Source organism: Paenibacillus sp. N22P23 (assembly GCF_059383735.1).
The window spans coordinates 1,602,260-1,617,157 of record NZ_JBXENT010000001.1 but is presented as its reverse complement, the minus strand read 5'-3'; the positions used below and the strand labels follow the sequence as shown (position 1 = coordinate 1,617,157).

General features: G+C 51.0%; 11 protein-coding genes. All 11 read left to right on the top strand.

The features are described 5' to 3' along the window. Nucleotides 1-368: 368 nt before the first annotated feature. The 11 genes from mutS to hflX all read left to right on the top strand — a co-directional run bounded on the left by mutS (nucleotide 369) and on the right by hflX (nucleotide 14,870). Nucleotides 369-3,113, top strand: a complete 2,745-nt coding sequence (gene mutS / locus AC506A_RS07680; RefSeq protein WP_495460365.1) for a DNA mismatch repair protein MutS — start codon at nucleotides 369-371, stop codon at nucleotides 3,111-3,113. Between the two features lie 24 nt (nucleotides 3,114-3,137). Continuing rightward, a complete protein-coding gene (gene mutL / locus AC506A_RS07675; RefSeq protein ID WP_495460364.1) occupies nucleotides 3,138-5,357 on the top strand; it encodes a DNA mismatch repair endonuclease MutL in 2,220 nt (739 codons plus the stop codon). Beyond that, on the top strand, nucleotides 5,354-6,124 hold the full coding sequence (locus AC506A_RS07670) for a class I SAM-dependent methyltransferase (RefSeq protein ID WP_495460363.1): 771 nt from the start codon (nucleotides 5,354-5,356) through the stop codon (nucleotides 6,122-6,124). Before mutL ends, AC506A_RS07670 begins: the two co-directional genes overlap by 4 nt. Next, nucleotides 6,121-7,134, top strand: coding sequence for a tRNA (adenosine(37)-N6)-dimethylallyltransferase MiaA (gene miaA / locus AC506A_RS07665; RefSeq protein WP_495460362.1), 1,014 nt, complete (start codon nucleotides 6,121-6,123; stop codon nucleotides 7,132-7,134). The genes AC506A_RS07670 and miaA overlap by 4 nt, the downstream gene beginning before the upstream one ends. Beyond that, nucleotides 7,131-7,370, top strand: coding sequence for an RNA chaperone Hfq (gene hfq / locus AC506A_RS07660; RefSeq protein WP_090635997.1), 240 nt, complete (start codon nucleotides 7,131-7,133; stop codon nucleotides 7,368-7,370). The genes miaA and hfq overlap by 4 nt, the downstream gene beginning before the upstream one ends. Before the next feature lie 224 nt (nucleotides 7,371-7,594). Beyond that, nucleotides 7,595-10,207 (top strand): PBP1A family penicillin-binding protein, encoded by a 2,613-nt coding sequence (locus tag AC506A_RS07655; RefSeq protein ID WP_495460361.1) that lies wholly within the window; start codon nucleotides 7,595-7,597, stop codon nucleotides 10,205-10,207. 67 nt (nucleotides 10,208-10,274) lie between these two features. Beyond that, nucleotides 10,275-10,973 carry a peptidylprolyl isomerase gene (locus tag AC506A_RS07650; RefSeq protein WP_495460994.1) on the top strand — a complete coding sequence of 233 codons (699 nt, stop codon included), beginning with the start codon at nucleotides 10,275-10,277 and terminating at the stop codon, nucleotides 10,971-10,973. Nucleotides 10,974-11,206: 233 nt separating this feature from the next. Next, complete coding sequence (locus AC506A_RS07645) at nucleotides 11,207-11,761, top strand: ribonuclease FAU-1 family protein (RefSeq protein ID WP_495460360.1); 555 nt, start codon at nucleotides 11,207-11,209, stop codon at nucleotides 11,759-11,761. Then, nucleotides 11,758-12,438: a YdcF family protein gene (locus AC506A_RS07640; RefSeq protein ID WP_495460359.1), complete on the top strand. Its 681-nt coding sequence runs from the start codon at nucleotides 11,758-11,760 to the stop codon at nucleotides 12,436-12,438. Before AC506A_RS07645 ends, AC506A_RS07640 begins: the two co-directional genes overlap by 4 nt. Before the next feature lie 118 nt (nucleotides 12,439-12,556). Then, complete coding sequence (locus AC506A_RS07635) at nucleotides 12,557-13,540, top strand: AAA family ATPase (RefSeq protein WP_495460358.1); 984 nt, start codon at nucleotides 12,557-12,559, stop codon at nucleotides 13,538-13,540. Between the two features lie 31 nt (nucleotides 13,541-13,571). Next, nucleotides 13,572-14,870 carry a GTPase HflX gene (gene hflX, locus AC506A_RS07630; protein WP_495460357.1) on the top strand — a complete coding sequence of 433 codons (1,299 nt, stop codon included), beginning with the start codon at nucleotides 13,572-13,574 and terminating at the stop codon, nucleotides 14,868-14,870. Nucleotides 14,871-14,898 lie beyond the last annotated feature (28 nt).

Sequence of the window (14,898 nt, the reverse complement as noted above, 5' to 3'; positions counted from 1 at the left end):
ACATGAGAGGTCTTATTTGGACGATATGAGGCGGTTTGAAGATCTAACGAACCTGACAGGTCTTATTAGGTATCAGGAAGCCTATTTCCGCTCATTTTACCCTCAATAGCGTCTCCACGGTTCGTTAGAAATAATTATCCGCTTTTTTCGCATAAATAAGACCCTGTAGGTTCGTTAGAGCGAGCAACACAATCCCGCGAAACGAACACCGGCGACGGATGTGTAGCTCTGGGAGCAACTGGTGCGTCAAAGTAACTTGCATATGTTGTTCAGACTGTGGCGCTCCAATCGGAGCGCTTTTCTGCTATAATAGAGGTCTGTTTGTTTAGAGCACGCAAATACACGTAAATTCATATAGGAGGGGCCGCATGACTGCATATACCCCGATGATTCAGCAATATTTGGGCATCAAGGAAGGCGCGAAGGACGCGATTCTGTTTTTCCGTCTGGGCGATTTTTATGAAATGTTTTTTGACGATGCCATTAACGCGTCTAGGGAATTGGAGATTACACTAACCGGCCGTGAGGGCGGGGGCGAGAAGAAAATTCCGATGTGCGGCGTACCCTATCATGCCGCTGAGGGATACATAGCTCGCTTAATTGAGAAAGGCTTCAAAGTTGCGATCTGCGAGCAGGTGGAAGACCCATCGGCTGCCAAAGGTGTCGTGCGCCGTGAGATTATCCGCGTCGTAACGCCAGGTACCGTGATGGAATCGAAGTCGCTTGCGGATAAAGCGAACAACTTCATCGTAGCGATTGCGGAGCATGGCGGCGCGTTTGGCGTTGCTGCATGCGATTTAACGACCGGCGAGCTGTATGTAACCTCATTCTCCGCTGCGCAAGAAGCGTTGACGGATGAGGTGAATGTGTATCATCCTTCTGAGATTGTCGGTGATGCCGGCGCGATGGAGCAGCTTCGATCAGCGGCAGCGGTTTGGAACCGTCCGGTCCTCTTCACGGAGAGAACGCCAATGGATCCGGAGCGGCTCGCACAACAGTTCAGCCAATTGACACTTGATGCGCTGGCTCCAGCCAGACATCGTGCAGTAAGCTTGCTAACCGGATACCTGGATGAGACGCAGAAGCGCTCGCTTGGGCATGTTAGACGTATTTCGGTCTATGAACCGAACCAATATATGATTCTTGATCCGTTTACGAGACGTAACCTGGAGCTGGTCGAAACGGTACGAGACCGCAACAAGAAGGGCTCATTACTATGGCTGCTGGATCGTACACGCACTTCGATGGGTGCAAGGCTGCTGAGAAGGTGGATCGATAAACCGCTCCTGTCGAAGACGACGATTGATGAACGGCTTGAAGCGGTGGACAGGCTGTATGGCAATTTTATTTTGCGTGATGAGCTGCGCCGTGAACTGAATGAAATCTATGACCTGGAGCGGCTAGTTGGGCGGGTAGCGTACGGAAGCGCCAACGGTCGTGATTTGAATGCATTGAAATCGTCACTTCAGCATGTGCCTGCCATTGCAGCACTTTGTGCGGAGTCGGACTCCGAGACTTTACGTAAGCTCGTGAAGGATGTTGATCACTGCGCCGATCTGGCTGAGATGATCGAAACCGTCATTGTGGAGGAGCCTCCTGTTTCCGTACGTGAAGGCGGCTTGATCCGGGCTGGTTACGACAGTTATCTGGACGAGCTGCGAGAGGCGAGTGTGAACGGCAAGAAGTGGCTAGCTGAGCTGGAGCGAAGAGAGCGCGAGGCGACGGGAATCAAGTCCCTTAAGATCGGTTACAACAAAGTGTTCGGCTATTACTTGGAAGTGTCCAAAGCGAACATTGGCAGCCTTCCGGAAGGTCGTTATGAACGTAAACAGACGCTAACGAATGCAGAACGCTATGTAACACCGGAGCTGAAGGAGAAAGAAACACTGATCCTGGAAGCTGAAGATAAAATGATAGACCTGGAGTATGCCAAATTTGTTGAGCTTCGTGATCATCTGAGCGCCCATCTGCACCGTCTTCAGAAGCTTGCCGAAGTGCTGGCTGCCCTGGATGTGTTCCAATCCCTTGCGACCGTAAGCGGCGAGCAGCGCTATGTGAAGCCGAAAGTGACCGAAGGGTACGATTTTGTCGTACAGGAAGGTCGTCATCCCGTTGTCGAAGCGGTCATGGACGCAGCATTCATAGCTAATGATACTTCGCTTGCACATGGTGCAGATAAAGCCTCGATGCTGCTCATTACCGGACCGAATATGGCGGGAAAAAGTACTTATATGCGACAGGTTGCCCTTGTCAGCATTATGGCTCAAATCGGCTGCTTCGTACCGGCGAAATTCGCGGAAGTCCCGCTTATTGACCGAATCTTCACACGCATTGGCGCAGCAGATGATCTGATCGGCGGACAAAGTACGTTCATGGTGGAGATGAAGGACATCCAGATCATGACGGAGAAAGCGACAGCTCAAAGTTTAGTCATTATCGATGAATTAGGACGAGGTACATCGACGGGCGAAGGAATGGCGATCGCGCAAGCGGTCATCGAGTTTGTCCATCATGAAGTGGGCTGTAAAGCACTCGTCTCGACGCATTTTCATGAGTTGGCTCATCTGGGAGAGACGCTTCCACGTTTGGCGAATGCTTGCATGGCCGTTCAGGAAACCGGCGACAATGTTACGTTCCTGCGTAAGTTAGTTCCCGGAGCGGCAGGAAGCAGTTATGGGATTTATTGCGCGCAGCTTGCCGGGTTGCCCGGCAGCATCATCGAGCGTGCGTATTCGCTTCTTGAGCTGCATACGGATCAAGAAAGTATCGCGGCTGCCGCCGCGGTTAAGCTTCCATATGTCGCTGAGGCAGCCGCAGCTTACGCAGCGCCGACTGAGGAGGCAGCACCGTTTGTAGCAGTGGAGCCACGAATAGTTGAACCTGTTTATGTTCCAGAACTCTCAACGGCACCACCAATAGCGGCAACTGCAGCCGTAGTTCAACTTTCCATATTTGAAGAGCCTGCCCAGAGCAGCGGCAAGTCGCGTAAAGTCAATACTCGCGCGGAGCAGCTGGCCGAGCAGCTTCGGAAGCTGGATCTATTTAATTTAACGCCGATGCAAGCGATGCAATGGCTGAATGATATGAAGCTCAAGCTAAACGACGAGCAATGATAGCTCAGGAGGTGAATGGTCGAGATGAGCAAAATCCGTATTTTGGACGAGCAATTAGCCAACCAAATCGCAGCAGGCGAAGTGGTGGAGCGGCCATCGTCCGTTGTGAAGGAACTCGTAGAGAATGCGGTTGACGCAGGCAGCAGCGCGATCGATATCGTAATCGAAGAGGGCGGTCTAACCCTTGTGCGTGTGACAGACAACGGTACCGGTATTGAGGGCGATGATATTGAAACGGCGTTCTACAGACATGCCACGAGTAAAATTTCGTCCAGCAAAGATTTGTTTCGTATCGCAAGTCTCGGATTCCGCGGCGAAGCACTTCCGAGTATTGCCGCAGTAGCCCGAGTAGAATGCGTGTCATCACCGGAGAAATCCGGACTTGGCCGCAGGCTTGTTATCGAAGGCGGTACAATTACGGCCAATGAAGAAGCGAATGCGCCGCAAGGAACGGATATTAGTGTGCGTGAGCTGTTTTATAATACACCTGCCAGGCTTAAGTATATGAAGACGATCCAAACGGAGATCGGTCATATTGCGGATTACGTGAATCGCCTTGCCCTCGCACATCCCGGAATCGCTTTTACATTAAAGCATAACGGAGGGTTGCTGCTTCGCACGCTTGGGAGCGGTGATCGTTTGCAAGCTTTCGCGGCGATCTATGGTACGGCGACGGCAAAAGCGATGCTGCCGGTTTCCGGTGAACATCCGGATTATGAGCTGCAAGGTTATATTTCGAAACCTGAGCAGACGAGATCGAACCGTAACGGAATTACGATTGTCGTAAACGGCAGATATATCAAGAGCTTTGTGATCAACCAAGCGATTATGCAGGCTTATCACACGCTGCTTCCGATTAATCGCTTCCCGATGGTCGTGCTGGAGCTTGGCATGCATCCGAGCTTGCTGGATGTAAACGTTCATCCTTCCAAAATGGAGGTGCGATTCAGCAAAGAAGCCGAATTGAGGGAGTTTATTGAGGAAGCCGTAAAACGCGCGCTTGGTAAACAGCGGCATATTCCTGGCCCGTCTGCGCCTGCTGAACGCGCAAAGCCGCTGTTTATTCAGGATCGTATCTCCTTCCACCAACCGGATGAGACGTTTCCGAGTATGACGCAGCAAGCCGCTCCCGCAAGTGGGCAGTCGGTATCCGCAGCAGAAATCGCTGCAGCTCTTCAAATTGCGGAAGAAGCCATTACGAGCAGCAATCCGAGCGATTCCTCGGTTGCAGCGCCGCTGCAGCCACAAGGAAGGCAGCCTTATCAGACTTCGAACGTGACGGAAAAGGGGCAGTCGATTGGCAGCGGTAATAACGCTGGCTCTCGTAGTCAAGAGAGTCGCAGCTATACCCCGGATTGGCAAGCAGGAGTCAATCGAGCTGCCATTCCTAAGGATGCGACCGAGCGACTGTATGCACCTCCAAGCGCACGAATGGAGGGGGCAATTGCAAGGGAATCAGGGCTGAACTTCACACCGAACAGCGCAGGAAGCCAAGCGGAGCAAAACACTGCGCCAGCTTATACCGCCGATAATGAACTTGAGTCTACCTCCGCTGCGAATAGTCCCGCGAGTACAGCAAGTGACTTCTCAAGCGCTCGTGCTGTTTCATCGAGCTACGCAGCCGAGTCTATGCTTTCACGTGATCCTGCAACGCCTTCGTTCCCTGAGCTGTACTGGATCGGCCAGCTGCACGGCACGTACATCATCGCTCAGAACGAAGAAGGGCTGTTCCTAATTGACCAGCATGCCGCGCATGAACGCATCAATTATGAGTATTTCTTCGAGAAATTCAGCAGGCCGGAGCAGGCTAGTCAGCAGCTGCTCGTGCCGCTGACTATGGAATTTACGCAAGCGGAAGCCGCTGCCTTGAAGGGCAAGCTGCATTACATGCAGGAGGCCGGTGTCGAGCTCGAACCGTTCGGATCGCATACGTTCCTAGTCCGTTCTTATCCGGAGTGGCTCCCTGAAGGCGAGGAGCATAATGTCATCGAAGAGATGGCCGAATGGCTCATCAGCGAACGCGGAGCCGTCGATATCGGCAAGATGAGAGAGAAATCTGCCATCATGTGCTCCTGCAAAGCATCCATCAAAGCTAATGATAGGTTGACGCGTGAGGAAGGCGAAGGTCTGCTGCGAAGACTTGCGGCATGCATCCAGCCTTACACTTGTCCACATGGCAGACCGATTGTCGTCCATATGACTACCTATCAGTTGGAGAAGATGTTTAAGCGGGTGATGTCATGATCGTAACAACGCCGCATAAGCCTACACCGGAGCAGGCAGCCTATGCCGCCGGTCTGGCAGACGAGCTGCGAGGGCGATACGTCCCACGCAAACAAGACTCGCTCAGCCTGCTCAGAACGAAGTACAACGACAATTGCCTGCTTGTTGCAGACGACCGAGGACTACGCTATTATGAGGAATCGGAGGAGCCGCTGTATTTTCATCCCAGCATGGCTTATGTTCGTGTGAAACGGATGCGCAAAGGCGAAGCCGATCCGCTTATCTCGCTCACAGGCTGTCAACCCGGTGATCATGTTGTCGATTGTACGGCAGGTCTAGGCTCAGACGCACTGGTGTTTTCTTATGCTGTTGGTGAGGCAGGCCACGTAACTGCGCTTGAAAGTGAACAGATGCTGTACACCGTAGTTCGTGAAGGGCTGAAGACATACGAGACCGAGCATGAGGACGTGAACGCAGCATTGCGCCGTATAGAGATGCAATTTACGAACCACATCGACTATTTGACCGCATTGCCGGATAAGAGCGTAGATATCGTATACTTTGATCCGATGTTCCGCAAGCCGATGCATGATTCTTCTGCTCTGCAGCCTTTGCGTGGACTCGCCAACAACGATGCGCTTCATGAAGAATCGGTTCGTCAGGCCACCCGTGTAGCCCGCAAAATGGTTGTCCTCAAGGAGCATCAAGGCAGCGACGAGTTTCAGCGGCTGGGTTTCGAGCGACGGCATATTAACAAAATAGCTTACGGAGTGATTCTGCCAACATGAGCTCAGCGACAACCCATTCAGAGAGCAATAAGCCGAAGCTGCTTGTGCTGATCGGCCCGACAGCAGTCGGTAAAACAAGACTAAGCCTGGAGCTCGCCAAAGCCTGCAACGCCGAGATCATTTCCGGCGACTCCATTCAAGTGTATAAAGGCATGGACATCGGTACCGCCAAAATCAAACTCCAGGAGCGGGAAGGTATACCGCATCACCTGATCGATATTTGTGAGCCGACGCATTCTTTTTCAGTTGCGGAATTTCAAGAGCGCTGTGCAGTGCTTATTCCCGAGATTGAGAGCAGGGGCAAGCTGCCTTTTATCGTGGGTGGTACGGGCCTTTATGTGGAATCAGTCGCATATGGCTATGATTTTGCCGAGGTCGGCTCTGATGATGCCTATCGGGAAGAGCAGCGCCTTTTTGCTCTTGCTCATGGAGCGGAAGCGCTCCATGAACGCCTGCGTGCCGTAGACCCGGAGGCGGCTGAACGGCTGCATCCAAACGACCAACGACGTGTCATTCGCGCCTTAGAAGTACATCATTTGACAGGTAAGACCGTGTCGCAGCAGTTGGAAGGACAGAAAAAGACATCGCCTTTCGAAATCTGTATTATTGGGCTCACGATGGACCGCGCAAAGCTGTACGAACGGATCAACGAGCGGGTAGATGCGATGATGGATGAAGGACTGGTCGATGAGGTGAAGAGACTGCTGGCAGACGGTGTTCCGGCCAATGCAGTTTCGATGCACGGTCTGGGCTACAAGGAAATTGTCCTTTATTTAGAAGGTCATCTCACGCTTGAAGAGGCTGTGGAACTGCTGAAACGCGATACAAGACGGTTTGCCAAAAGACAGTTGTCCTGGTTCCGTCATATGAGCGATATTCATTGGATTGACACGGATGAAAATTTTCACAAGAATTTGCAAGCAATTTATGGTATAATAGCAGGAAAGTTTAAGATCGATATTGAATATACTTTAAACCAACCTTTTGACGATGGGGGTAACGCGCAATGAACAAATCAATCAACATTCAGGATACATTTCTGAATCAACTCCGCAAAGACAGCGTGCCGGTAACCGTTTATTTGACGAACGGCTTTCAAATCCGCGGTGTCATCAAAGCATTCGACAACTTCACGATCGTCATTGACAGCGAAGGCCGTCAACAAATGGTGTACAAGCATGCGATCTCGACCTTTACCCCGCAGCGCAATGTCTCGCTCATGCAGGTTCAAGACAACGAAGCGTAACTACCGGAGCGCATGTTTTGAAACCTTTTCAGAACATGTAACGTTTAATTGGATAGCGGCACGACAGAGCAACCCTTGCGACGTGCGGGGTTGTTCTTTTTTTGATGGGCAGGAGTATACCGAATGAAGATGTTTCAATCCTCCTGTTGCCGTTTACTCATATAGGGTATAAATAGAGAGAGTGCACAATTTAGGAGTGACAGAACTGGAGGGGACCGGAGCTTATGGCTGATGGACCACGCAGCACGAAGAACAAGAAGGTAGAGAAGAAAGGCAAGAAGATCAACAAGAAACGTAAATGGGCTGTCTGGTTATTTTTTACCGGAGCGGTGGCCATAGTATGCGGCATTATCGGTTATTTGTTGATTATTTTGAACGGCGAACGCATTCTTGCAGAGAATCAGGATAAATTCATATTGCCGGAGTCTTCGACGATTTATGATTCGAAGGGAAAAGAAATTACCAAGCTGTCTCAGGCTGGCGGAAACCGTGAAACGGTGGAATTTGCTGATATTCCATTACTTATGCGCGAAGCTGTCGTTGCGACAGAAGATCGCCGCTTCGAACAGCATTCCGGGATTGACTTATATTCGATCGGTCGTGCTGTAGTTAAGGATATCGTAGCACGCAGTGCGGTTGAGGGCGGCAGCACGATTACACAGCAGCTGGCGAAGAATTTGTTCCTGAATCAGGACAAAACGTTCTTCCGTAAAGCGACGGAAGCCTCAATAGCTATTGCACTGGAGCATAAGAAGACGAAAGACGAGATCATCACGATGTACTTGAACCGGATTTACTTCGGTAAAGGTGCTTATGGGATTAAAGAAGCGGCTGACTTTTATTTTGCAACGGATCTTAAAGATCTGAAGCTCTGGCAAATGGCGACATTAGCCGCAATTCCGAAAGCACCGGGCAATTATAACCCGATTAATAATCCGATTAATTCGCAAGAGAGGCGTGCGGTAGTCCTGCAATTAATGTTTGACCAGGGCTATATCACGCAGGCCGAAATGGAAGAAGCGAAGGCAGTGGAATATAAGCGTCCGGAAAATCATACTCAAACTACGGATGATGCCAACCTCACCTTCATTGATTATGTGGTCGATGAAGCGGTGGCGAAGAGTGGTTTGACCGAGGAAGAGCTGCGGATCGGCGGCTATAAAATTTATACGACGCTGAATACGCAAGCCCAATCGGTCATGGCACGTGAGTTTGAGGATGACGACAACTTCGAGAAGAGTGTCGACGATAAGCAGGTTCAGGGTGCTATGATCATTGTCGATCACCGAAACGGTGAGATTCAAGGGATGGTCGGCGGTCGCGATTATGTGAACAAAGGGACGAACCGGGTTGTTGAACGCCGCCAGCCAGGCTCAGCCTTTAAGCCAATTGCGGTATATGGCCCTGCCGTTGAAAGCGGAGACTGGAAACCATGGTCGATTTTGCAGGATGTGAAGACCTGCTACGGCTCGTACTGTCCAACGGATTCAAACAAAGTGAAGTATATCGGTCCTGTTTCTATGCGGCAGTCCCTCAAAGAGTCTCGCAATGCCTCTGCAGTTTGGCTGCTGAACGAAATGGGGGTGAAGACCGCTCTGAAATTCGCGGATAAAATGGGCTTTGAGCTGGACAGCTCCAAAGACCGTAACCTTGCGATCGGCCTCGGCGGGTTAACCAATGGTGTTACTCCGTTTGAAATGGCGCGTGCATACAGCGCCTTCGCCAATGAGGGCAAATCGGTAGATCCGCATGCTTTACTTAAAATTACCGATAAGAATGAGGAAGTTCTTTACCAATATGACTCCCCTCAATCTGAACAGCTGATGAGTCCGGAAACGGCATACTATATGACCGACATGATGCAAGCTGTAACCGAGAAAGGCGGTACCGGAACGGCAGCTAGAATCGACCGTCCGGTAGCAGGCAAAACCGGTACAACGCAGCATGGTATCCCGGGTTTGAGGACCGGTTATAATCGTGATGCCTGGTTTGCCGGTTATACGGCTGAATGGACAGCGGTTGTTTGGATGGGCTATGATATAACCGATAAGGATCATATGATTAAGAAGAGCAGCGCGCAATCCGCCGCTATGTTCGGAAAAGTCATGCGAGATGCCATTAAAGGTGTGAAAAAAGGCAGTTTCGCTAAACCATCCGATGTTCAGGAAGAGAAACCGCCGGTTGGCATCACGAACTTCAACGCCATCTATGATGAGGCAGCGGCTATTGTGAAGCTGTCGTGGTCGCCGATAGAAGGGGAAGGCGTTCAGTACCGTGTTTATCGGAAGGAAGCAAGTGAGAAGGCCTTTACAAAGCTGCTTGATTCCTTAGATGCAACAGGTGTTGATGACATGAGTGTTGTGCCAGGGATGAGCTACACCTATTATGTGACGGCCTATGATGCTGTTAAAGATATGGAAGGGGCACCTTCCGATCAATTGACCGTAGAGATTCCGGAAGCGGAAATCACGCCGCCGCCAACGGAAGAGCCTGGTGGAGAACTTCCGCCGGGAGATGGCAATGAAACGCCTCCCGGCGACGGAACGGAGCAGCCAGGCGATGGCACAACCCCGCCGGATGATGGGAACAATGGCGGAGAAACGCCGGGAAATGGCGGAGAAACGCCTGATAACGGTGGTGAAACGCCTGGTAACGGCGGCGAACAGCCAACCGATCCCGGCAATGGAAACGGGAATAACCCTGGGAACGGCACAGGTGACTCCGGCAATACGCCGGGAGACGACGGTTCCGTTCCGGCGGATGGCCAGCCTGAACCAGGGACAGGAAACTCGAATGGAAACGGGGCGACCAATTCACCTCCGCCTGCAACGCCATAACTGAACGAAGCAGCAAAGTAAATCGCTGACTACCATTACACAATGCTTGGAGGATTTTCAGAACATGATGAACCGGACTGCACTCGTATTCATCCTATCAGCCATGTTAATCGTAACGGCTGGATGTGGAGCTAAAACTAATAATTCGGTTCAAGAGAACCAAGGTACGCCTACAGAAGCAGTAGACAACAACACAACCGGCGGTGCTGCTAACGAGGAAGAATCGCCGAAGTCCTGGCCGGAAATGCCTGCGATGGCAATCGACAAGGAGAAAACGTATAACGCAACGTTCAAGACGAACAAAGGTGAGTTCACTGTCGAACTGTTTGCGAAAGATGCGCCGCAGACCGTTAACAGCTTTGTTTTTCTCTCGAAAGAGAAGTTTTACGACGGAGTTAAATTTCATCGGATCATTAAGGATTTCATGATTCAAGGCGGAGATCCGCTTGGCAACGGAACAGGCGGTCCCGGCTATACGATCCCGGATGAGTTTAATAACGGACATAAGTTCGAGTCAGGGATTCTTGCTATGGCTAATACAGGCCAGCCTGAAAGCGGTGGCAGCCAGTTCTTCATCTGCACCGGTGCTGGGGCTGATTTCCTAAACTCGCAGCCGAATTATACGATCTTCGGAAAAGTTACGAAGGGTATGGACATAGTAACTGCAATTGCGGATACGCCGGTTGGACCTGGTAATGGCGAAGCGACGGACAGCAAGCCGACTGAAGACGTAACGATCGAATCGGTCAGCATTTCGGAGAAATAAGGAAGTCCCACAAGGAGAGCAGCCTGGCGCTGCTCTCCTTTTTTTGTTCTCGGACAAGGAGGGCTTGGTTTATTTTCAGGGGTCGCTGGAGATAGACGGTAAGATGTGGTAAGCTTTTTTTAATGAGGTAATTCTACCCTGCTGCATGACAATTTGACATGAACTGGATGTGCAGTTGTACGCGTTCTGCGCCGCAATCTAAGGGCGCGATCCTAACGGAAAGGTCGTTCCGTATGAAACGAAAATTTTCTGACCGAGCCAATTGGCGCCGCATCCTGCGAAGAAGCTATACGTGCCTCGCGATGGACGCAGACGAGTTTAGAGGACTTGTGACGTTCTACCGCATTCACGAATTGCGCGAACCGCTTTGGAAAGAATACAATGGGCGGAAATTATGCTTGGCTGACCGCGGATATTTGTGGATGCAGCATTTCCCTCGCGGAGAACACTTTGTCGTAACGACGATGTTCGATGATAAGAACCGGGTCGTTCAATGGTATATCGATATTTGCAAGACACAAGGACTGACGGATCAGCAGGTGCCTTGGTTCGATGATTTGTATTTGGATGTTGTCGTGTTGCCAAGCGGTGAAGTGTTCCTTCTGGATGAGGATGAACTGGAGGAAGCCGTGAGTCAAGGAACGGTGACGAACAAAGATGCCGCGCTCGCACGAAAGACGGCAGGGCGACTCCTATCCACGATACGTAACGGACGATTCCGTTATTTCACACTAAGCCTGAAGCATCGGAAGGCGCTTGCTCAGAACGGTGAGTTAAGTGAATCATGAAGCAAACGGTCATCTCTAAACGGCCCCATAAGCGCAGTGCCCGCAAACGTTCGAACAAATTCATCCTCCTTTTGCGGATCTGCGCTTGGGTCATGGCCTTAGGCGCTTTCTGGTGTGCTTATCTGCTGTGGGTTATCAACAGCTACGATATGCCTAAGCCTGTACCCAAAGCGGATGCAGCAATCATTCTAGGTGCAGCACTCTGGTCTGATCAGCCGAGCCCTGGACTGCGCGAGCGCCTCGATTTGGGTCTCCAATTGTACAAGCAGGGTAACTTCAAGTATTTTATTTTGTCCGGCGGACATGATCATAATGGGTCGACGCTTTCAGAGGCAGAAGGCATGCGCAATTACTTGGTGAGCAAAGGAGTTCCGGCTGAACGACTCGTGCTGGAGGAAGATTCCCGAAGCACTTACGAGAATTTGCTGTTTAGCAGGCCTTTGGCAATGAAGCGGGGGTGGAAAAGTCTGCTGCTTGTGACGAATGATTTTCATGCTCCGCGAGCTGCCGATATTGCTTCCTATTTGGACTACCCGGCAGACACTGCCGCTATTGGCTTGAAGTCGCAAGTCTTGTCTATTTCGTTCAATCAATCTCGTGAAGTGTTGGCTTTTACGAAGTGGAAGATGGATGAGCTGCTGCTCCGAATGGGGGTCCAGTTGCCGAATTCGTTCTAATTAACAGCTGCGCCCGGCTGCCTTTGAAAACTGTTAATATGGCTGAAATCACTAGAATACAATGGATTATACGTGCAGCTGATGCCGATGATTCTGCGAAGGATAGGTGATGAAGCAGATGGACGAACGAGTTGTATCAACAGGAGGGAACGGTAGCGGCAGACCTTCGCGGCAGATCAATGTGGTGCTGCGAAGCAGTGAGCCTTTTGCATCCACAAGCAGCTCAGCGCAGGCGCTGGAGAGCGAGCCGATAGCAGTTGCCAGACCGCTGCCTCCCAATGATCCCTTTCTAGAAATCGGGCGTGAGCTCGATACGATGGTGGGTCTTGATAATGTAAAGCTGCTTATTTATGAAATCTATGCGCTGCTGCAAATCAGCCGGATGCGTTCGGATGCCGGACTGACAGGCGGTTCGCATGTGTACCATATGATCTTCACGGGGAATCCGGGTACTGGTAAAACTTCGATTGCAAGAATCGTTGCCAAGCTGTTCAACAAGATGGGTGTGCTCTCCAAGGGGCATATGATCGAAGTGGAGCGAGCGGATCTCGTCGGTGAATATATCGGGCACACGGCGCAGAAAACACGTGATTTGGTGCGCAAGGCGCTCGGCGGCGTGTTATTTGTGGACGAAGCGTACAGCTTGGCTCGCGGCGGGGAGAAGGATTTCGGCAAAGAAGCAATTGATACTTTGGTTAAAGCGATGGAAGATCATCGGAATCAGTTCGTCTTGATATTAGCCGGTTATCCGCTGGAGATCGAGCATTTCCTGCTTACTAATCCCGGACTTCCGTCTCGGTTCCCGATCCAGATTGATTTCCCGGATTACTCGATTGATCAGTTGATTCAGATTGCCGAACTAATGGCTAAGGATCGGGATTACACGCTCATGCCACAGTCTGTATTTAAGCTGCGGCAGCATTTGATGCTGGAGAAGACGATGACGATGTTTGCGTTCAGCAACGCGCGCTACGTGCGCAATGTTATCGAGAAGGCATTTCGGCACCAAGCGGTGCGTTTATTGAATCAATATCCTACGGGATCTCCGGGAAAACAAGAGCTGATGGCTGTTCGGCCGGAAGATTTGAAGTGGGAAAAGTAACAGGCAAGTATGAAGGAGTGGCAATTAACCAATGCGGCAATCAACCTATGTTACCGATACGGATTTACAGGACCGAGCGATACTCGTCAGTTTGGTGACACCGAATATTAAACGGGGCTCAAGTGATCCCGAGCTTTCTCTGCAGGAGCTTGTAAGCTTGGCCGAAACAGCGGGCGTGGAAGTGCTCGCATCAATGACGCAGAACAAAGAGAAGGTCGATACAAAGTGGTTTATCGGTAAAGGCAAAGTCGAGGAACTGAGGGCGATGTCGGAGGAGCTTGGTGCAACTACAGCTATCTTCGATCAGGAGCTATCCGGCGCACAGGTTCGCAATCTCGAGGAAGCGCTGGATTTGAAAATTATCGATCGGACGCAGCTCATCCTCGATATCTTCGCACAACGTGCTAAGACGCGCGAGGGCATTATTCAAGTTGAGCTCGCTCAGCTTAGCTACTTACTTCCGCGCCTCTCCGGCCACGGCAAGAATCTGTCGCGTCTTGGCGGAGGCATCGGGACAAGAGGACCCGGTGAATCCAAGCTTGAAACGGATCGTCGTCATATTCGCGATCGGATCTCTGATCTGAAGAACGTGCTGGACGAGGTCGTGAAACATCGTACGCTTCACCGCGAGCGCAGACGGAAATCCGGCGTGCAGCAAGTCGCTTTAGTCGGTTATACAAATGCGGGCAAATCAACGTTATTGCGTGAATTGACGCAAGCTGACGTGTATGTAGAGAACCAATTGTTTGCTACGCTTGACCCTACCTCAAGAAACTTGGAGCTTCCGAGCGGCAAAGAAGTGGTGTTGACAGATACGGTAGGATTCATTCAGAATCTCCCGCATGACTTGGTTGCAGCATTCCGGGCAACACTGGAAGAGGTATGCGAAGCGGATCTGGTACTTCACGTCATTGACAGTGCATCAGAAATGCGCGAAGAGCAGATCAACGTCGTGAATAGCATCATGCGTGAGCTTGGCGCTGATGGCAAACCGCAGATTATGGTCTATAACAAGATCGATATGTGCACAGGTGACGATCATCAGTTCATACGTGCAAATGCAGGCGGTCAAGATACGCTAGTCATGAGCGCGTTCAATAAAGATGACCTAGAGCGATTGCTGCAGACGGTTCAAGATAAGCTTAGCGGAGATACACGCGTGTTCAAGCTGCCGGCCGATCGGGGCGATCTGATTGCCCTGGCTTATCGCACTGGCGACGTCATTGAGCAAGCTGTCGATGGGGATATCATTAAGCTGACTGTAGAACTGAACAAGCAAGATTTCGAAGTGCATGGACACCGTCTTGCAGCTTATGCGGAGCAAGTATAACGATACGATTAAGATGAGTTACATGAGG

Coding starts and splice junctions, on each gene's coding strand:
- mutS (WP_495460365.1), top strand. CDS start 369: ATGACTGCATATACCCCGATGATTCAGCAATATTTGGGCATCAAGGAA.
- mutL (WP_495460364.1), top strand. CDS start 3,138: ATGAGCAAAATCCGTATTTTGGACGAGCAATTAGCCAACCAAATCGCA.
- AC506A_RS07670 (WP_495460363.1), top strand. CDS start 5,354: ATGATCGTAACAACGCCGCATAAGCCTACACCGGAGCAGGCAGCCTAT.
- miaA (WP_495460362.1), top strand. CDS start 6,121: ATGAGCTCAGCGACAACCCATTCAGAGAGCAATAAGCCGAAGCTGCTT.
- hfq (WP_090635997.1), top strand. CDS start 7,131: ATGAACAAATCAATCAACATTCAGGATACATTTCTGAATCAACTCCGC.
- AC506A_RS07655 (WP_495460361.1), top strand. CDS start 7,595: ATGGCTGATGGACCACGCAGCACGAAGAACAAGAAGGTAGAGAAGAAA.
- AC506A_RS07650 (WP_495460994.1), top strand. CDS start 10,275: ATGAACCGGACTGCACTCGTATTCATCCTATCAGCCATGTTAATCGTA.
- AC506A_RS07645 (WP_495460360.1), top strand. CDS start 11,207: ATGAAACGAAAATTTTCTGACCGAGCCAATTGGCGCCGCATCCTGCGA.
- AC506A_RS07640 (WP_495460359.1), top strand. CDS start 11,758: ATGAAGCAAACGGTCATCTCTAAACGGCCCCATAAGCGCAGTGCCCGC.
- AC506A_RS07635 (WP_495460358.1), top strand. CDS start 12,557: ATGGACGAACGAGTTGTATCAACAGGAGGGAACGGTAGCGGCAGACCT.
- hflX (WP_495460357.1), top strand. CDS start 13,572: ATGCGGCAATCAACCTATGTTACCGATACGGATTTACAGGACCGAGCG.